Source organism: Sphaerotilus montanus (genome assembly GCF_013410775.1).
Classification (GTDB): domain Bacteria; phylum Pseudomonadota; class Gammaproteobacteria; order Burkholderiales; family Burkholderiaceae_C; genus Sphaerotilus; species Sphaerotilus montanus.
Window position 1 is genome coordinate 183,291 of the sequence record NZ_JACCFH010000002.1, and the last position, 19,996, is coordinate 203,286.

12 protein-coding genes are annotated in these 19,996 nt (G+C 66.1%); 1 reads left to right on the forward strand and 11 read right to left on the reverse strand.

What is annotated here, in order from left to right; all coding sequences use genetic code 11:
• Positions 1-129: 129 nt before the first annotated feature.
• Positions 130-312, reverse strand: a complete 183-nt coding sequence (locus tag BDD16_RS22595; protein WP_179636385.1) for a hypothetical protein — start codon at positions 310-312, stop codon at positions 130-132.
• Positions 313-745: 433 nt separating this feature from the next.
• Positions 746-1,201: a 3'-5' exonuclease gene (locus tag BDD16_RS22600; protein WP_218898225.1), complete on the reverse strand. Its 456-nt coding sequence runs from the start codon at positions 1,199-1,201 to the stop codon at positions 746-748.
• A gap of 83 nt (positions 1,202-1,284) precedes the next feature.
• On the opposite strand from BDD16_RS22600, the gene BDD16_RS22605 reads away from it, so the two are divergent.
• Entirely contained in the window at positions 1,285-2,364 is a 1,080-nt protein-coding gene (locus BDD16_RS22605; RefSeq protein ID WP_179632875.1) for an IS5 family transposase, read from the forward strand.
• A 91-nt stretch (positions 2,365-2,455) separates the two neighbouring features.
• Here BDD16_RS22605 and BDD16_RS22610 read toward each other — a convergent pair whose 3' ends face one another.
• From BDD16_RS22610 to BDD16_RS22850, 9 genes are all read right to left on the reverse strand, one after another.
• The gene (locus BDD16_RS22610) at positions 2,456-3,808 is read right to left on the reverse strand and encodes a UvrD-helicase domain-containing protein (protein ID WP_179636386.1); all 1,353 of its coding nucleotides are present in this window, start codon (positions 3,806-3,808) and stop codon (positions 2,456-2,458) included.
• On the reverse strand, positions 3,808-5,946 hold the full coding sequence (locus tag BDD16_RS22615) for an ATP-dependent nuclease (protein WP_179636387.1): 2,139 nt from the start codon (positions 5,944-5,946) through the stop codon (positions 3,808-3,810). Before BDD16_RS22615 ends, BDD16_RS22610 begins: the two co-directional genes overlap by 1 nt.
• A 445-nt stretch (positions 5,947-6,391) precedes the next feature.
• Positions 6,392-8,458 carry a DEAD/DEAH box helicase gene (locus BDD16_RS22620; protein WP_179636388.1) on the reverse strand — a complete coding sequence of 689 codons (2,067 nt, stop codon included), beginning with the start codon at positions 8,456-8,458 and terminating at the stop codon, positions 6,392-6,394.
• Positions 8,455-9,765, reverse strand: coding sequence for a BREX system ATP-binding protein BrxD (gene brxD, locus BDD16_RS22625; protein ID WP_179636389.1), 1,311 nt, complete (start codon positions 9,763-9,765; stop codon positions 8,455-8,457). The genes BDD16_RS22620 and brxD overlap by 4 nt, the downstream gene beginning before the upstream one ends.
• Positions 9,762-12,572, reverse strand: coding sequence for a BREX-2 system phosphatase PglZ (gene pglZ / locus BDD16_RS22630; RefSeq protein WP_179636390.1), 2,811 nt, complete (start codon positions 12,570-12,572; stop codon positions 9,762-9,764). Before pglZ ends, brxD begins: the two co-directional genes overlap by 4 nt.
• Entirely contained in the window at positions 12,569-16,309 is a 3,741-nt protein-coding gene (locus BDD16_RS22635; protein ID WP_179636391.1) for a BREX-2 system ATPase PglY family protein, read from the reverse strand. The genes pglZ and BDD16_RS22635 overlap by 4 nt, the downstream gene beginning before the upstream one ends.
• Before the next feature lie 62 nt (positions 16,310-16,371).
• Positions 16,372-17,445 (reverse strand): Fic family protein, encoded by a 1,074-nt coding sequence (locus BDD16_RS22640; protein WP_179636392.1) that lies wholly within the window; start codon positions 17,443-17,445, stop codon positions 16,372-16,374.
• Positions 17,446-17,625: 180 nt separating this feature from the next.
• On the reverse strand, positions 17,626-18,927 hold the full coding sequence (locus BDD16_RS22645; RefSeq protein WP_179636393.1) for a DUF6161 domain-containing protein: 1,302 nt from the start codon (positions 18,925-18,927) through the stop codon (positions 17,626-17,628).
• A 50-nt stretch (positions 18,928-18,977) separates the two neighbouring features.
• Positions 18,978-19,976: a DUF7008 domain-containing protein gene (locus tag BDD16_RS22850; RefSeq protein WP_218898227.1), complete on the reverse strand. Its 999-nt coding sequence runs from the start codon at positions 19,974-19,976 to the stop codon at positions 18,978-18,980.
• Positions 19,977-19,996: the final 20 nt, after the last annotated feature.

A 19,996-nucleotide genomic window follows, 5' to 3' on the forward strand; every position in this document is an offset into this window, starting at 1 on the left:
GGCAGAGGGCGGATTTTTTAGTTTGGTCGTCGAGCGTAATCCAGAATGCCCCTGCGCTCAGGACATGGACGTCAAGGCAAGGTCTGTTGGCACTCGGCGAGGTCTGATCTGCCCTGGCGCTCTTCGGGGTCAGAGTTCCGGATGCCGGCCGTCGTAGGCACAGCGCGCCAGCGACCGGCCGCAGACCTGGCAACCGGCGGGTCGGTGGAGCAGGCGGCTCAGCCAGCGCGACAGCCATCCTTGTGTCGCGGGCGTGATCGACGCGAGTGCGCGGTCGTCGCGCAGCGGTGAGGTGCGGGGTGGCGGGTGCATGGGGCGCTGGCAGGGACTCTGGCGGGAGTTCTGGTGTTTGGGGGGCAGGATCGGCGCAGGGGTGCCGAGAGTCTGCGTCAGGTTCTGGGTGGTTCTGGTGGGTTTCGCGCATCGGATGCGCGTTCGGCGTGGGATTTTGGCAGCCTTGGGTGTGCGCGGCGTGTTGTCTGGCCACGGCGATCCCAAGCGAATGGCTGGTCGCTATCTTCGACGCGATCGATACGGTGACCGCTTCAGACTGGGTGCAGCCGTTCGACCGCATCGACCTGAACGGCGGCTTCCGACCCAATGCAGCCGTACATACGGCCAAGGCGCATCCCCGATAGCAGCCGTTGGCTGACCTTTTGGCCAATCTCCACGACGGCGCGAAGCCAGGTGCCGTAGGTAATAGTCACAGGGCTAAACCGCTCTTGCGGTAGCTGCGCCGCCCTCACTACCCGTTGTAATCGAACTCAAAGCGGGCCAGAACCTCGGTGGGCTCGTAGCTCCCATATCTTCCGCGTGAGCGTCCGGCCTCCGAGATCAGGTGCAAGTGCTTTCGAGCGCGCGAGGCCAGGACGTACAGCAGCTTGCTGGCGGCGGCATCACCGTCGGAATCGCTGAAGTGGGGCACCATGCCTTGGAGAAGACCGAATGCGATGACTACGTCAAACTCCGCGCCCTTGACCCCGTGAATCGTCGACACGGTGATCCCGGTCCGTTCACGGAACACTTTCTTGAAGAACGACAGATCGGTGATGTAGTCGGCGCCGGACTTCTGCAGCTTCTCCAGCCGCGCCTGGGAACTCGCAAAAAATGCCTTGCGATGTTCCACAAGCGTGGGGAAAGCACACAACTCGATCCCCAGGCGATTGAGCACCGCGACGAACGCTTGGTCCAGATACGCCAAGCCGTCTGTTTCGGCAATGGGGCACTTCTAGAAACCGACCCTGACCGCCACCTGAGCCGCGCGCTGCGGCAAGATGCCGCCCCATGATCACACCCCGCACCAAGCCATCGAGCTTCTTTCCTGAGGAGGCCGCGGACGACCTGTTCGTGGTGCAGCAGCGCAAGGCCAAGCTGGAGGGCTACGTGCAGACGCTGGCGGCGATGGACGAACTGATCGACTTCGCAGCGATGGCCTCGGCGGTGGACAAGGCCTGCCCTCGCGCTGACCGCAGCAAGGGCGGACGCCCGCCGTACCCGACCGAGGCGCTGGTGCGCATGGTGTTCCTGCAGGGGCTGTACAACCTGTCGGACGAGCAGTGCGAGCACCAGGTGCTGGACAGGCTGAGCTTCCAGCGCTTCTGCCGGCTGGACGGCGCGCTGAACATTCCGGACGCACGCACGCTGTGGAACTTCCGGCAGCGGCTGGCCGAAGGCGGGCTGGGCGGCCGGGCGATTTTCGAGGCGTTGAGCCAGCAGTTGCAGCGGCACGGCTTCATCCCGAGGGGCGGGCAGATCGTGGACGCCAGCATCGTGCAGGCGCCGATCACGCAGGCCAACGCCCGGGAGCGCGAGGCGCTGAACAAGGGGGAGGCGCCCGAGGGCTGGAGCAAGAAGCGCCTGGCGCACACCGACCGGGACGCGCGCTGGACGCAAAAGCACGGCAAGTCGTACTACGGCTACAAGCTGCACGGCAACGTGGACGCACGCTACAAGCTGATCCGCCAGATGAAGATCACGGCGGCCAACGCCGACGACGGACAGCAACTGCCCGACGTGCTGCAGGTGGCGAATACGCGCAAGCGGCTGCTGGCCGACCGGGGCTACGACAGCGCGGCCAACCGCCAGACGCTGCAGCAGCACGGACTGGCCGACGGCATCGCACGTCGCGCCAAGCCAGGGCAGACGGCCAAGGTTCGACTCAAGCAGCGCAACAAGACGATCAACCGCACGCGGGCGCGGGTCGAGCACGTCTTTGCGGCGCTGAGCCAGCAGGGCGGCAAGTGCGTGCGGGCGATGACGCTGGCGCGCAATGCGCTGGCGATCACGCTGCAGTGCGCGGCCTACAACGCACGCAGGCTGGTGTGGCTGGTCAAGAGCGCAGGTCCGTCCGCACAGCCCGCGTGAGGGGCAAAACCCCGTCGCGGGGTACCGCGACGGTGGGGACAGGGGCTCGCCGCCGTCATCCACTGCTCGTCTGAGCTGGATTTGTGCAGGCTCAGACCAGGTTCAGGGCTGCAGGGCCGGTTTCTAGAAGTGCCCCAATGGCGAGAGAGTTGGACTCCCGCAGCAGCGATCGCTGCGAGATCTTGGCCGTGTCGACGCCAAAATCTCGCAGGTCGGCAATGACGTCCCTGGCCCATCGCATGCGTCGCACCAGCATTTGGGGCGACGAGTCCGTCAGCAAGATCTTGGAAAGCTTGAACCAAAAGTTGTCGGGATCATTGCTGAACGGCACCAATCCCGGACCGTCGAACTGTTGGTCGGGGAGCAATGCCACCAGTTTTCGGGTGGTTGACGCCAGCAAGATCCACCACGGCGCCAACACGCAAATCTCTTCGGGCGCATGCCCTTCGGCTAAGCTCTTTTGAATAAGCCTGATCAGTTCATCATGAAGATCGTCGTGCGCAACGAGTCGGTTGTAGGTGACGTGACTGGGAAAGCCGACCATCTCGCCCGCTCCCTCGATGTCGGTAGTGTGCACGTTGAAGTTAGAGAAGTGCCCGATGATCCGCGCGCTTGAACGGTAGTTCAATCGAAGCACCATCTCACGAATAGGAATGCCCGTGAGTGCGCGAAAATTCGACACCGAAATGGCATAACCGCCAAGCGAGCCATAGATTGCCTGGTTGGGATCACCCACGATGAACGTCTTGGTCCTGCCGGCGCCCGCCCGAAGAATGGCACCCACCAGGTTGTACTGGATCTGCTTCGTATCTTGGTACTCATCGACGAGGACATAGGAAAAGACCTGCGAGAGCAGCGCTGCGATATGCGGCTGATTCCGGATCAGCACCTGGGAGTACCAGAGAATCAACTCGAAATCGATGCGTCTCGTGTCCGCCAGTTCTCGAAAGTAGGCCGCCAAGACCTGATGGATGCTGTCGTGCTTTCGCGTGTCGGCGCATCCCAGCCGGTAACCATCCCCTTCGAAGTAATATTCGCAGTCGTAAAAGGTCACGCTGCGGTACACTGAGCACAGTCGATCGAGCATCTTTTCGCGGTCGTGCCGGTCTAAGACCGTGTAACCGCGAGCCAGCTCTGGGACATAGATTCCGTAGGGTTTGATGATCCATTCGAGACAGAACGAGTGAATGGTTCCGATCCACAGGGCGGAGATGTCAACTCCAAGGGCTTCGATTCGCTCCTGGATCTCGTCAGCGGCCCGGTGGGTATAAGTGATGGCCACGACGATGCGTTTGTCCGTGCGCTGGGATAGCTCATACGCGATCTTGTAAGTCAGTGTGCGCGTTTTTCCGCTGCCCGGGCAGGCGACCAGGAAAACGCTCGATGGCTCTTCGACGGCGGCCGCTTGCTCGGGATTGAGTTCCGTAGCATCCCAGACAAACATCAGGTCATCCCGGCCAGGAACGCATGGACCACGTCTCCCGGCAACGCCGTTACGGCCGCCGCACGCAGAGTGGCTAGATCGATATCGGAGCGCCCGAATCGCTCCACCTTGGCATTGAAAGCCGTCAAGCGCTGACACGCTGTGCGATCAATGCCCAGCAGGCGTGTCATGCGATGACGGAGGATTCGCATGATCAGCTGTCGCGAGAATGGGCCATGCGCAAACAGCACGGCATCTCGGATGTAGCCGGGCACCACGGCTTGATGATCTAGCGTCTGCGCAAGCAAGATGGCGAGCCACCCCTTGCCTTCTTGCTCGGCCATCGTCAAGGTACGGTAGCCACTTTGATGGATGAGGCCAGAGCGAAGTTCGGTGATTGCCTGCTTGATCGTCGTTGGCGCTTTATAGACCTTGTCGACGATGCGCACAAAGGCTTCATGATTGCCCGCGTCGATCAAATCCACTTCGAAGGTATGCGTGGCGTAGAAGGCCCGTACCCAGACGTTGCCAGCAGCAAATGCATCCAAATTGATCTTACGCTGCGCCCCGGCTGTTTCTGAGCCAATCGCCTTTCGCTTCCTCATGGCAAGTCCGTCGCCATCGTTCGCATCCGGCGTGGTGTCAAAGAAGGTTTTGTCTAGGTCAGTGACGATCGCACACCGCTTGCGGATCCGGGTGTCGTGGAACAGGACCGCCACGTTTTCGAAGCCGGTGCTTCGGATGTTGATGACGCTGAGACCCAACTCGTCCACACTCAGGCCCAGAACCTGCTTCACGAGAGCAGGAATCAAGATTTCCTCCGCGTCCCCTTCCACCAGCAGCACGCTCTTGGCAAACAGCAGGTTGCTCCGCACCGCATCCAGGTATCGTTGGATGCTCGTCACCTGGGCAGGGTCCAGTCCTTTCGCTGGTTGGTAGGCCTCACAGAAGGCGCCGCGCCGCCCCAGGATGTTGACGTTGCTCACATTGCTCACCTCAGAGATGTGGGCGGAGTGCGTCGTGTAGATGACTTGGGCATCATCGTAGGTGATGCGCTCGAAAAGCGTCTTCTGGATATGGGTGTGGATATGCGCTTCGGGCTCTTCGATGAGCAGGAAGTTCGCAATCGCCATTTTCTCTCGCTGGTACTTGAACTCCAGCAGTTTGAGAGTCAGGTAGATCAGATTGGCGCCACCAAGGCTGAGTTCGTTGATCGTCCCTTCATAGCCGTCCTCCGACTCCCCGACGAATAGGCGCAGCGACTGAAACAGTTGCTCCGCTTCCTCGGGCAGATCCGACCGGATCGACAGCGACGTCGGGGAGTAGGTTTCGCCGGCAGTGTTCTTGATGGTCTCGCGGATGTGCTCGCGCACATACTGCACGTCATCAAGTCTTTCGATGGCACCATTGAGATCGCGCACCTTGTCCACGATGGGCACGAGGGCCGCCGCGTCGATTTCGCCGCTCTTGCTCTTGAGCAGAGTGAGCAGCGGATTGGTGCGGTTGTTGTGAAACTCGGCCACGACGTCGCGAAGCGCCTGGATGAAGGTGAGTGAAACTTCCTTGGTGACCGACAGGAACCCAGGAACCTTCGCCCCAAGTTCAGGAAACTCGGTTTCGTCGCTGAAGACGCACAGATCGAAATTTCCTACGATCCGTTGATACACAGCCTGATCGCTGAAGTTAGCGCTGCTTCGGCCAGTGAAGATGGTCTCGTAATCGGCGATCGTGATGCCCTCGCGGATAGCTTTCAACCCCGCAAAGTCAAGGGCATCGAGGGCCGCCAGCTTCAACCGGATCTCCTTCTTGGGGCGGAAGATCAGGTTGTACGTAGCCTTGGAAATTGGTTCGGCGTGGATCTTGGCTGTGCCGTGCAGGAACAGCGCCTGCACCGCCTCATCGGTGCTGAGGTCCTCGAACTCCATGCTGATGATGATCCAGTGGCCTTTCCACTGGTCCAGCGCACGGCTGAAATCGGACTCTTCCAGCCGATAAGCTGCGCGGACCATGTTGTCGTCCAGGAGCAGCCGGATGGCGCGGAGTATGTTGGATTTACCTGCGCCGTTTTCCCCGATTATGGTGTTGACGCCGCGCTGAAACGTCAAAATGGTGTTCTTGAAGTTTCTGTAATTGACCAGCGTAAGTTTGGAGATATGCATATTTTGGGCCCTCGTGCTCCCTGGGGCTCTAGTGTCTAGTTGCAGGCTATCGCAGCGTGCCAGTGACGGCGAGAACGGCAGTCTTGGCGGCCGATTGCCGCAAACCCGCAAAGAGAGAAGTTGTTCACACGAGCGCGCCCGGTCTGGACAGACGCTCTCGTGCCAGCCGTTGACCGCGGAGAGCGGCAATGCTGCTGGACCTGGCGCGCATGGACTGGCGACACGTGGCCGCGCCGCGTGCTTGGCAGGTATTCAGCTTGTTGAGCCTGCAACTAGCAGGTCGCTAGTGGCCGACAGCGGTCCGCCAAGGGCTATGGGCTGAGCGGCAGCAAGCGCTGCAATCCAGCCACTCGCTTTGATTGGTCAACTGGCCACCTGGCAGCGATTGCGGCCCACCACTCGCAGCTACCGAATGGGCGGTTCACCACATCGAACCCCAAACGAATTAGAGACCGGTGCGCCAGCCCCTTGCAGGAGACGCACCCTGCGCTGACCTGTCCGACGACAACACGGCAAACAGCCGAGCCATGATGGTCCGGTCCAGCAGTTCCTCCGGAACACAGGCGTGGAACTTGAAACCCTCCCCGAGCATCACCCGTTCCTGATCAGTCAGTCGAACCTCGGCGTTCCCGTCCAGTTGCCAACCGACTGGGGCTCGAACACTGAGTGCATCGAACCGCACCTTCGCGCCATGTTGCCCGGCCTGGTGCGCGAGGGTCCGGTTCTCCCTCGTGCCGGCGAAGGTCCAGGTGCGAGGACCCTGCTCGTCCTGCGTGAGGAGGATCTGTGTCTGCGGTGTGAGCCCTGTCTCTTCGGCCAACGCTGTCAGGGCCAGCCTGGCACGCCTCGACAGCGTGATGGCGGAAGGGGCACCGCTGGCCAGGACGGTCCGGATGCCTTGGCACACGTCTCGGCTCAGGCTGCGGGCACTGCCCATCCAGCGCGCCGTGCCGCCTTCCTTGGCGGGTTCCAGCCAGACCGTGCGCCGCGACCACTCGACGCCGACAACACGCCAGCTCCGCCCGGCCAGCAGCAGGATCCGCTGCGGATGTTCGCCGCTCAACACGGTCGGGTCGATGTAGCCGACCTCGGCGCTGCCGTGTTTGCCCGTCAGGAGATCGGGTCCACTGAACGATGCCAGCAGATCGCGGTAGTGGCCCCGCCCGTAGTCCTGCTCGGTGCGAGGGCCGATCCGGATGATGTGTTCAGCCTCGTCAAGAAAGCCCTGACTTACCAGGTGGGTGACCACCCGGGCGATGCCCTGGGGTGGCAACTCTCCAAACGCACCCTGCAGCAACGTCACCAGTTCGTGGTGCGCCCATTCGCCTCGTTCCAGCGTGGCCGCCAGCGCCTGCTGCGCCACCAGCGGCCAGGGTTCTGCCGGCGGGATGGCCGCCTCGACCCAGGCTTCAGACCATCGCTGCGTCAGGCCCAGTGCCAGCAGCAGGGCGTCGTCGCTGGTGGTCAGGAACAGGCAGTTGCGGCGGCTTCCGCTGCGCCGCCCGGTGCGGCCCATGCGTTGCAGGAAGGACGACACCGTCGAGGGGGCATCGATCTGGATCACCCGGTCCAGGTCACCCACGTCCAGGCCCAGCTCCAGCGTCGAGGTGGCCACGATGACGCAGTCCTTCTCCTGCGCGAAGGCGGCCTCGGCGAGTCGGCGCTCGGACGCACTCAGCGAGGCGTGGCTGATGAAGGTCCGCACACCATGACCGCGCAGCAAGCTGCCCAACTGCTCGGCGCTGCTGCGCGAGTCGCAGAACACCAGCCGCTTCTCGCCACGGTACAGGCGTGACACGACGATGCCGGCGTTTTCCAGCGAGCCGACATGGTCGATCGTCACGTCGGCGTCGGTGCTGACCTGGGCCTGTCCGACCAACTGGCGCTCACCCTGGGGCGCGAACCAGGCCAGCAGCTCCTGCGGGTTGCTGACCGTGGCGGACAGGCCGATGCGCTGCAGTGGCTGGGCGGTGTACTGCGCCAGGCGATGCATCACCGCCCGCAGGTGCCAGCCACGGTCGTCGGCCGCGAAGGCATGCAGCTCGTCGACGATCACGGCGCGGAGCTGTCCGAACCAGTGTGTGCGCTCCACCCGGGTCGAGATCAGCATCGCTTCGAGCGACTCGGGCGTCGTCAGCAGGATGTCGGGCGCGTCCTTCATGGCCCGACGTTTGGCGCTCTGCGACACGTCGCCGTGCCAGACCGCCACGCGCAGGCCGACCAGTCCGGCGTAGTGGGTCAGCCGGTGTTCGAGGTCGTTCAGCAGCGCCTTGATCGGGCAGATGTACAGCACGCTCGTGGCCGGCCAGCCTTCCAGCAGGATGCGAGAGAGCATCGGCAGGGCTGCAGCCTCTGTCTTGCCGCCTGCCGTGGGGGCCAGCAGAAGGCAGTGCCTGCCCGACTGGATCGGGGCGATCGCCTCCAGTTGCGTGGGGCGCAACTGGCTCCAGCCCAGCGAGTTGACGACGTGGTACTGCAGCGCAGGGTGAAGTTGCGCGAAGGCGTCGGTCACAGTTCGATGTCGTCCACGCTCGACGCCCCGGCGGCGGCACGCTCGACCACCGTCATTTCGTTCTCGGCCAGCGTCAGCTTGTAGTGCTGGCGCGGGTCGAAGTCGGCGTGCAGGTCGACACGGTCCATCACGTCGGCGACAAGTTTTTTCAGGAACAGACGCGGGGCGACGCCCACCTTGCCGCCCAGCCCGCCGGTGACCGCCCGCGCCAGGACTTCGATGTAGCGGTCGTCGACCGTCTGGTGCAGACGGGGCGCATGGGGTCGCCCCTCGGCGTAGAGATCCCGCACACGGCGTCCGACACACTGGAGTGCTTCGGTGTCGAACGGTGCCAGACGGATCTGCACCGCCCGGGGATTGTCGAACCGCGCGTCGGTGCTGAAGTCCACGTGCAGGCGCTGGGCCAACGGGAGCAGCCGCTGCACCCCTTGAGGACCGTCGAAGAACGCTGGCGTGCCGGTCACGACGAGGTAGAGCCCGGGGTAGCGCCCGGCATCGATCTCGTCGATCCACTGCCGCAGTGCATTGAGCCCCTTCTCGCGCGTGTCGGTGCGCATGCGCTGCAGGGTCTCGACCTCGTCGAGCACCAGCACCAGACCGGCAAAGCCGCTGTCGCGCAGGATGAGCAGCAAGCCGGCCAGGAAGTTGGTCGCCCCGAAATGGTCCAGATCGCCCTTGATGCCGGCGGCCCGCTTGACGCTGGCAGCGACGTTGGGCTGGCCCGCCAGCCAACTGATGAGCCCGTCGGCCAACAGGTTGTTGCCTTCGGCCAGCGCGTGGCGGTAGGTGCGCAACACGGCGGAGAAAGCGGGGGCCGCCTGGCTGATGGCGACGAGTCGGGCTTCCATCAGCGCGTCGGTACTGGCCAGCAGTTGTTCGGCGTTGTCGGCATCGACCGCGCTGTCGGCCAGCACATCCTGCTCCAGCGCGTAGAACCAGCCGTCGATGACACCCCGGAACGCACCGGTGGGGGTGTCGGCCGTGCCCAGCCGCTCGACCAGTCGCCGGTAGACCGTCTCCAGCCTGTGCAGCGGCGTCTCGGTCTCGTTGATCTGGACCTCGCTGGCCGCGAAACCACGGGCTCGGGCACGCTCCTGCAACCAGCGGCCGAAGAAGGTCTTGCCGGTGCCGTACTCGCCGCGCACGGCCTTGAAGCCGCCCGCGCCGGCGGCCACCCGCGCCAGTTCCTCGTCCAGCGTCGAAGCAAACGGGTCGATGCCGACGGCCAATGCGTCCAGGCCTGCGCTGGGCACCGTGCCGCGACGCAGGGCGCCGACGATGTCCTCTCGGCGTGCGGTGCTGATCATGGACGACCTCCTGTGGCCTTGGCACCGATCTGGAACTGCTGCACCAGCAGCACGCGGTTCAGCACCACGGTGCCCGCCGTCTCATCGACGCCGAGGATGGCGGCCTGGTCCACGTTCAGCAGACGCCGCATGGCGCTCAGCAGGCCCGTCAGGCGCATCTCCGTCAATGCCATCCGCTGTGCCAGCGCGGTGCGCGACAGCTTGCCGCCCCGCTCGTCGAGCGCGCCCAGCAACTGCCGCACCTGTTCGTCCGGCGGCGCCACGCGCGCCGCCAACTGGCGCTGCGAAGCATAGATCGGGCTGCGCAACAGAGTGCCAATCCAGTCTTCGGGAGCTGCGGCTGGACGGGGTACAGGCGCTGATGTCGATCTCTGTGCCGATGCCGGTGCCAACACCGGGGTGGGAATCGGCAGGGCCACCGAAGCCGCGCCGAACAGGTCGATCTGGTCCTTCTGCGGCGCGACCGCCCGGCGGGATGCCGTGCGCGGTGCGGGCGCCTCCGGCACAGGTGAGGCAGGCGCCGCGGCGGGCAGCGGCGGCAGCTCCCACCAATCCGGCTGTGCAGGCGATGCGGTCTGCCACCCCGGCAGCGACAGACCGTGCGGCACGAGCACGTTCAGCGGCACGGTCACTTCCTGCGGGGACACGCCGCCGTGGTAGCCGTTCTTGCGCCCGGCGTAGCGGGTGCGCTCGCCCCACAGCCCCACCATGCCGACCGCGCCGGTGGGGGCGTCGGGCACCACCACCCGACCACCGGACAGCGCAACCTCGTCGGGCGCCCGGGCATCCAGCCCCGGTCGCCAGCGGTCGCTCTTGCCGCCGGTCAGCGCACGGGTGGCGTCTTCGAGCAGGTGGCCGTGGTCGGCGGTGACCACGATGACGCGGCGGGCCTCGCGGGCCTCGTGCAGCAGCGGCAGCAGCAGGCGCAGGTCGTCCAGCGACCAGCGCTGGTGCAACTGGTCCGGGCCGCTCAGGTGGTCGTCCACCGCGTTGTAGACCACGCCGACGACCCGGGGGCCTGTGGCGGCCAATGCCGCGCGCACCGTGAGCGACAGGTTGGTCTCTTCCGCCAGATCACCCTTGTGGAACAGCCGTGGCGGTGCTTCGGGTTTGCTGTGGGCCAGCAGGGCTTGGTGGCTGACGAAGGCCGACTTCTCCTGGCCACTCGCACCGGTGGTGAGGCGGCCGCAAAGCAGGCTGGCCCGGCTGACCTCGGTGATGGTGGGCAAGGCGGCCACACCGACCAGCGCGCGCCCGAGGTCCGTCCGCACCACCTCGGTCCAGCCCAGGCGGGCAACCTGGGCCAACAGCTCCCGGCAGATGCTCGTGCTCAGCCCGTCCATCACCAGCAGCAGCACCGGCTGAGCCGCCGCCAGTGGGGCCAGCACCTGCTCCAGCACCCGCTCGACCGGCACGGTGCGGCCGCCGAGGGCTCCGCTGGTGTGTGGCCCGTGGGTGTGTGACCCGCGGGCGTTCCATTCGACCAGGTGCTGGGCGAAGGTGCGCGCGAAGGCATCGCGGCGGACGATCACGGCGTCGCGGACGGCGGCGTAGGCGCGGGACAGCTCCGGCAGGTCATCGCCCCCGAGCAGGCGAAACCGCGCCCAGTCAAGGAAGGCCCCGTCGTCGGCCTGCCAGGCCACCGCGTCCGGCAGCGTCACCGCATCGGGCGCCGGACTGCACAGCCAGCGGGCGATGCGCCGCGACATCTCGACGCGGTCCATGCGCTGCGGTTGCGTGGCGCCCAGCCGGTGCCGCAACACCTCGTCTGCCTGGCGTTCCACGTCGGCCAGCCGGGTGGTGTCGGGTGCCTGCACATGGTCGGACAGGTTGGCGGCATAGCGGCGCATGCGCTGGGCCAGGCCTTGTGGCAGGGCGTCGCTCAGGTGGGCGTGCTCACCGATCTGCAACTCGACCAGCAGCGCATCCGCCCGTTCGAGCAGGGCCCGGCTCAGTTCCGGACCAAGGCCTGCCAGCGCCTGCTCGGCTGCGTGGGCCCAGGCCCGCCCCTCCGCACGGGCCACGGTGCGGCCCTCGACATAACGTTCCAGTCGGATCGCGGCCGCCCCCAGCGCGGTCAGTCCTTCGTCCTGCGCCGCGAACACCACCCCGCAGGCCAGCCCCAGCGGCAAGGCGTCGGCGGTGCGCCCACCTTCGACGCAGGCCAGCACCAGTGCCCCGGCCGAGCCAGCGGCGTCGGCGAGCCACTGCAGCACATCCCGCCGCGGGGCCGCCGGCAGCAGGTTCAGCGACACCTCCGCCCGCGGCTGCGCCGACCATTGCAGCAGGGAGACCGTGTCCGGCCGCGCCGACGGCAGGCCCAGAAAGCGCCGCAGCACCTCCCGCCATGCCGTGTCCAGGTCGAGGAAGCCGCTGGTGACGGCGGGGTAGGGGCCTTGCGCCGTGCCGTCAATCAGCCACTGCGGCATCCACGGGTAGCGGCCCAGGCGGGCGTCGGTGTCCCCGGCCTGGAAGAGCTGGCGCACCATGTCCCAGCCTTCGGGCTGGAACACCTGCCCGCGGAACAGCCGCGCGGCGATGTCCTCGGCGACCTCGTGCGTGCGCAGAGGCGTGAGCAGCAGCAGGCCGAGCCCGGTGCTGGCAGCGTCTTCTTCTGTGCTGCACAGGGCCTCGCGCATCGCCAGCGACGACTCGCACCAGCGCAGCGCAAAGGTGCGCCCGCGCTGGCTGACCGTCTCGGGCCAGGGCTGGCGGGTGGCCGCGCGGATGGCCACAGCAGTGGCCCTGGCATCGCTGGCCAGCAGGCGATCGAGCTGCGCGGTGATCTGGGCGGTGGACAGGCTCATGGCCGGGTGCTCTTGCGTTCCAGGCGCCAGCTCAGGGTCAGCTCCAGGTCGTGTTCACGGCTCATGCGGGTTTTAAGCGCGTCCAGGGCTTCGGTCGCTGCGGTGCCGCTGAGCTGGCTGCGCTGGGCTTCCTCCACCAGCACGGTGCAGGCTTGTGGCGGCGGCGGGGGCAGCACGATCGGCGAGGGTGGTGGCGCCGGTACCGGTGGTGACACCGTGGGATCGATGTGGGGCGGTACAGGCGAGACCACAGGCACAGGGGCCGGCGCCGGCGCCACGGCCGCCAGCAGCCGCATCGCGTCGCGTTCCAGCTCCGTCAGGCGCGCCCGCAGCGGCACGACATGTTCATCGCTGGTCAAGACATCAGCCAACCGGCTCGTCAGCGCCATGGCGGCGTCACGTCGGTGGTCCTGCAGCGGTCGCACGGCTTCGAACAGCGCCCACGGCCCGCTCGACAGGCCATCGGCACAGACCGCCGCGGTGGCCATGGCCTGACTGACCGCGGCCTCGGACGTCTGCAGCACGGCCGTGGCCAGGGTGCGCACCACGCTTTCTTCCGGCGCCTGGACCAGCGCGGCCAACAGGGCCTGGGCCGACTCGGCTGTCTGCTGGCGTGCGCTGGACACCTCGGGGGCCCAGGTCGCAGTCCGACTGCGCAAGCGGCTCACGAGCTGGCCGACTGCGTCGCGCCGGTTGACCGCGGCCTTGCGCAGGTCTTCGGCGAGCCGGCCGGCGTTCGCGGCGTTCAGCGTCAGGGCCGGGGTCAGGCCGAACAGCCGACCGGCACGCTGTCGCGCAAGCTCCCAGTGCGCCGGCTCGGGCAGCACCTGCTCGCGCAGTTCCATGTCGTCGCTCAGCGCACTGTCGATGCCGACCTCCACTGGCCCCCCGCGCAGCATGAAGCGCCGGTTCGATTGCGCAGCAAACACGAGGATGATCAGCCGGCGAAGCTCCTCCACCAGCCCCATCGGGGTGGGCGAGTCGATCCACTGGCGCAGCCGTCCCACCGTGACCGGGCCGCCGCCGTCGCGGGCCAGGCAGCGGTTGAAATGGCTCAGCCAGTGCGGCTCCACCAGCAACGGGTGCTCGCCCATCTGGCCGATCCGGGCCGGCCCGACGACCGCGCGCAGCAGGCGCCGCATCGCCGCGTCGTCCACCAGCGTGCGTCCGCCCGGCGCCTCGATCGCCTGCAGCAGCACCGGCCAGAGCTTGCGCACCAGGCCGGGCTTGATCTCGGTGTCGAACTCGGGGTGCGCCGGGAACTGGTGGGCGAAGAGCTGTCCGAGCAACTGGTCGAACGCGCCCCGGAAATCCGCCCCCACCGGCGGACGTGGCGACAGCGTCGTGTCGAGCGAGCGGAACTGCTGGTCCGGCGCGAGCGGCTCGGTCACGGCGTCGTGTGGCTCGGGGCTGAGCCCGTAGGCCACGTCGAGCTGCGAGCGCAGCTTCAGGCGCAGCTGGTCGAGCTGGTTGCGGGCCAGGGCCTTGGCCTGCACCCGGTCCACGAAGGACAGGTGGCTGGCGTAGGAGTCGAACCGGTCGCCCTGCAGCACATGGTCCAGCACCACCAGCCGCCCCAGGTCGGACAGCGCCTTCGGGCTCAGCGCCGAGGGCAGCCAGACCAGCGTGCGCGTGTCACCGCCGCGGTACTCGCGCAGCCGGGCCAGCGCGTCCTTCGGGCCGTGGTGGCTGTCGTCGAAGGGGAAGTCCAGCACCACGCTCCAGCCCTCGCCGCGTCCGCGCAGCCGGTCGTCGGCCAGGTCGCGCACGTTCTCGAACAGCAGGTCGATCTCGCGCCGTGTGCCGCGCCAGTCGAAGGCGTAGCGCACGAACAGGCCCGCGCCGTCGCTGATGCCGAGCTGGTCGAACAGCGTCTCGCGCACCTTGCGGCGGCGGTTGCCGGTGTTGTCGTTGGCCTCGGCCGCGCGCAGGATGGGCTCGATGTCCACGCCGGTCACCTGGATCGACACCACCGCGTTCACGTCGTCGGTGATCTTGATCTCGCCGATCTCCGAGGCCCAGTCGCGGCACTTGCGCATCACGTCCTGCGACTCGCGCCCGGGGATGGGCGAGCGGAAGGTGCCGTGGTTGAGTGCGGCCAGCCGGGTGGCGGTGAGTGCCTTGAGTGACTCGACCTCGGGCACGAGCGCACCGAGCAGCAGCGTCTTGAGCAGCCGGGCGTCGTTGCGCAGGTTGCGGGCAGCGGTCGCCTCGGCCTGACCCAGCTTGATCGCCTCCCAGGTCACGCCGTGCTGACGCTCCAGCATCGGCAGCAGGCGCTGGCCGTACAGGCGCTTGGCGTTCTCGAAGTGCAGCCGCATGCCTTCGGAAAACGGCTCATCCCCTTCGGTGATCGCGTCCCACAGGTCGCCGACCGGGATCAACTGCCCGAGCGCCAGGTCCTCGCGCCGGTCCACCAGCAACTGCAGCATCAGCTTCAGCGCCGTGCGCTCGCGCTGCAGTGCCGCCGACACGGCGATCAGCGTCTGCACCAGCGCGGGCGAGAACGGGTAGACCTTGCGGAACATCTCCCGGTCGGCGGTGGTGGTCAGCAGCGTGTCGAGCACGTCCTTGCGCACCCGCAGCGTGTCGTCGAAGGCGCCTTGCAGCGTCAACCGGGCGGCCTCGCTCACCGGCCTGAGCACGCGCTTCTCGGCGATGGCGGGCAGGTTGCGGTCCTCCAGCGTGATGCGGTGGAACCGTGCCTCCCAGTGCTTGAGCACGTCGCTGAACTGCACCTGCACCGAGCCGGCCAGGTTCTCGCCGACGAGGTCGCGCAGGTCGCGCTGCCGGGCGACGAAGCTGACCAGCGGGATCGGCCGGTCGGCGTTGGTGGCCTCGACCAGCTTGACCAGCTTGGTGCCCTCGCGGCTGACGAAACCCACGTCCGCGGCATGGCTGGCCAGCCACAGCACCAGCTCGTCGAGGAACAGGATGACCGCGTCATAGCCCAGGCGCTGGGCGTGCTTGCTGAGGATGGACAGGCCGTCGTCGAGCGAGACGTAGGACTCGCCCGTGCCCGCCAGCGTGCGGTAGGCCGAGAAATACTGGCTGATCAGGTCGCTCACCAGCCGCGCACGCTCTTCGCCGTTCGGTGGCTCCAGTTGCGCGGCATCGAAGCTCGTCGCGTCCCAGCCGCTGTCGAAGTCGCCCCAGCCGTGGCCGGTGTCCGCCGTCGCCTCGCTGGGCTGCCGAGGTGCCTGGTTGAGCTGCTCGAAGAAGGCGGCGTCGCCCATGCGCAGGCGCAGCTCCCGTGCGTCCCGGAACAGCCCTTCGGCCAGGTAGAAGCCGGGCACCGGTGCATCCGGGTGGCGCTGGCGGACGAATTCGGCGTACTGCCCGAGGATGGCCGACTCCATGTCGCGCGCGCCGATCATGTGGTACGGCACCAGCAGGAAGCGCCGCCCGGTCGTCCAGCCATGGCGGGCCACCACGTCGGCCAGCTCGGGCGTGGCGCGGGCCTGGGTGTTGCCGGCCAGCAGCAGGTTCAGCACCGCCATGAAGTGGCTCTTGCCCGAGCCGAAGCTGCCGTGCAGGTAGGCCGCCTTGCTGCCACCCGTCTGCACCGCCTGCTGGATGAAGCCCAGCGCGTTGCTGAACGCATCGACGAGCTGCGGCGTCACGACGTAGTCGCGCAGCGTCTGCTCGGGCTGCGTCACGCCCTGGCTCAGTTGCAGGACGAAGTCGCCCTGGTGGACCCGCTCGGGGATGTGGATGAGGTCTTTGAGCAGGGTCATGGGTGCGAATAGGTTCTCTGAACGAACATGTGGCGATAACGTGTTAAAAAAATAGATTATTTTTAACGTGTTAGAAGGTCAAAGAGCGCCTTGTTGATGAAGTACACCTCGCGCCCGATCTTCTGGCCCTGCAGCACGCCGAGCCGTTCCAGCTCGCGCAGGTACTTGGCACAGGTCTGGCGCGTGCCCAGACCGGCCTGCTCCAGAAAGCTGATCTTGCAATACGGCTGGCGGAAGATCTGCTCGACCAGGTCCTTGCTGTAGACGGACGGGGCCTCGCGCTGAACCCGCTCGCGGGTGGACTCCATCAGGGCCAGGATGTCGGTGATCTGCTGCTGGGTGCGCACGGAGGTCTGCTGCACGGCATCGAGCATGTAGAGGATCCAGTCCTCCCATGCCCCTTCTTCGGTGACCCGGCGCAGGCCGTCGTAGTAGGCCGTCTTGTGGTCGATGATGTGGCGCGACAGGTAGAGCACCGGCAGGTTCAGCAGCCCCTGATCGACCAGGTACAGGATGTTGATGAGGCGCCCGGTGCGGCCGTTGCCGTCGGGGAAGGGGTGGATGGCTTCGAACTGGTAGTGGACCAGGGCCATCTTGACCAGCACGTCCAGGTCGTCCTGCGCGTGCATGAAGGTTTCGAGGTCGCGCAGCTTGTCGCGGATGACCCGCTCGCCCTCGGGTGGCGTGTAGACGGTTTCGCCGCGCCCGTTGGCGATGCGGGTGCCGGGTGTGCGGCGCACATCGAAGGTGGTTTCCTTGATGATCTGCGCCATCTCGACGAACAGCGCGGTGGCCAGCGGGCGTGTGCGGATCTGGCGGAAACCGTGGTTGAGCGCCTGCCGGTAGCGCAGCACTTCCTTGGTCTGTGCGCTGGCGGCCAGACCATCGTCGGACGCGGCCTTGTAGACCTCGTCGTTGGTGGTCAGGATGTTCTCGATTTCTGACGAGGCCCGCGCTTCCTGCAGCACCAGGCTGTCGATGAGCATGGCCTGGTTGGGCATGCGCTCGGCCATGCCCTTGAGTTCGGCCAGGGCCCGGCTGGCGGCGATGGCCTTCTTCAGGACAGCCGGTGTTTCTACCGCGCTGGTCGGTGGCAGTGCGGGCAGGTCGTTGTAGGGGTGGTCGCGCTCAAACATCGTGTTGGCTCTTTGAGTTGCGCAGCGAACCTGCGGCGGCAGCGTCTTGGCAATGCTCGTTCCACAGAGGCCGTTCGGCCATGACTATGCGCCCGCGTGGGGCGAGCGTTTCAAGGCGCGCGGTGGGCGGCAGTGCGCCCTGCTTGAGAGCCGGGCAGGTGGGTGCTGATGACGGCGGGCTCATGGCTTGCCTTGCCGGGTGATCACTTCCGCGAGGGAGAAGGGCACGCCCTCGTCCTTGACCAGACCGTCCGACGCGGGGCGGAACAGGGCTTGCAGGATCAGTTGGCGGTCCTTCCGGCTGGCAAGGTGTTCGCCTTCCATCAGGGACAAGTAGGTCTGGACCATCGTGATTCGTTCCTGTGCGTCGGTGTACAGGTGCTGGTGGCTGAGGAACAGGCGAACAATCAGGCGCACGCCCCAGACAGTGAACACGGCGACGAGGGCCAGGACGGCGAGGCGCCAGGTTTCCGGAGCGGTGTTGGCGGGGGTGTTCTTCAGCAGGTCGTGGATCTGGAAACCAAGGCCGCTGGCTGCGCCCACGATGCCGAGGAACGACACAGCGCCCCAGACGTTGGACCATGTCCCATGCGTTTTCTGTTTGTCTTTCCAATACAAAGCCGGCGCTCGCAACCCCATTTCCTCCTCGAAGGTCTTGCGCAGCTTCTCCATATCCTGTTGGTGCTTCGCTTTGAGCTGATCGAACTCAGCTTGCCATCGGGTGTGAGATTCACCGAACTCGGTCACTTGTCGTTCCGCTTCTTGGCGGACGGAATCCGTCAGGCCGGCATAGTCGCGGTGCAATGCATCACAGGCTTGGCTTTTCTCGCTGACGAACTGCTCAGCCTTGTTGCGCAGTTGTTCGAACGACGCTTCGGCAGCTTGTTGACGTCCATCGGATACTTCCCCGATCAAGTCATAGCGATCAACCAGACCCTCGACCAAGCCCCGCCAGCCAGATAGCGGTTGCCCATATATTGAATTCTGGGCATTCACCGGCTGAAGATAGACTGCTGCATACATGAAGGCAGAAATATCGTCAGATGATGCCTGTAGTTGTTGGATGCGTTTGGCGGCCGATGTGCTGCTGTGCGGAAATTTTCCGCCTACGTACGCTTCTCTAATGCGTGACTGGCAGCGTTCTTGGTTTGATTTTTCGGCGGCCAAGTTTTTCTGATTTTCTTCGACCTTGTTCGCGTCTGACTTATTTTTTTCTGCATCAACTAGATGTTGTTGTGCTTGGCGAAGCATTTGCAAACCAAGTTGCAGTCTATATCCTGGATCGCCTTCACTGGTGCGATGGCTATATCGTGAGACCCAACCCCAAAAGGTCAATTCGGTCTCGATCCAGGATTTTATTTCCGCATAACTGGTCGGCGCCAGCACACCCCCGTTCGCCCCCAGATCCAGCGTGAACAGCGGCTCCGGTTTCGGCTCAGGTGCCGAGGTCTCGATTTCTTCTGCCTGGTTGTCTTCGGACATGGTTCAGTGCTCCCCGCACGGTCTTGTTGGTTGTCAGGTCAATCTCGGGCTCAGCCCGCCTTGGGCTTGCGCCCGCGCTTCTTCGCCACCACCACCGGCTGCCACCCCCGCAGCTCCTCCAGCGTGAACCCCAGCGCCCGCGCCTCGTCGCGCACGAAGGCGGCGTAGTAGTCGCCCATGCGTTCGCCGAAGTCGGGGTCGATGGCGTTGTGCCACTGCTGGAGCCAGGGCACGAGTTCGTCCAGCGCGGCCAGCAGGGGCTGCAGGCGCTCGGGCGGCCAGCCTTCGGTGTCCTTCATGTCGAGGAAGTAGCCGGCCACGGCGGTCGCCTGCTGCAGGTGGTTCCAGCCGGCCCAGGCCACGGGCAGGCTGCCGTCGGCGCCGCGTTCGCAGCCGGGGTAGCTGGTCCAGCGTTCCTTGGGCACGTCCAGGCCGCCGCGCAGGCGCCAGAGGTCGGCCTTCAGGAAGTCCTTGCTCTGATACTTGGGCGGGACGGGGATGCGGCCGACTTCGGCTTCCTGGCGCTCGGCGGTCTGGGTGGCGATTTCGGCGGCGAGGGCCTTGTCGATCCACGCGCGGGCGTCGTCGGTGGTGTCGCTGCCGAAGCGCTCGCGGGCCTGGGTGGCGAGTTCGCGGCACCAGTCGTCGGCGTTGTCGGCGACTTCGGCTTTGATGCGGTCCTCGCGGCGTTGCAGTGCCCACGTCGCCTGCCACTGGGCGCGCTTGCGCAGGCCGGTGTCGGTGTAGCGCTGCACGGGCAGGGCGGGCACGGACTCGGCGGCGACGAGGTCGGCCACCAGCGCGGCGGGGTCGAAGTCGGGGTGGCCGGTGTAGAGGGCGGCCAGCGCCATGAAGGCGGGGTCGTGCTGCTGGACGGCGTCGGCGAGGCGGCGGGTGGTGGTGAGTTGCGGGGGCTGGTCGGGGGTGGCGGGCCACAGGGCGGGGGCTTCGAGGCGGGCGAGCAGGGCCTCGCGCAGGGCGTCCTGTTCCAGCGTGTGCCAAGGCGTGCGTTCCCAACGGCGCTCCTGATTAGCAATGATCTTCAGCAAGGCCCTAGCCGACGATCAGG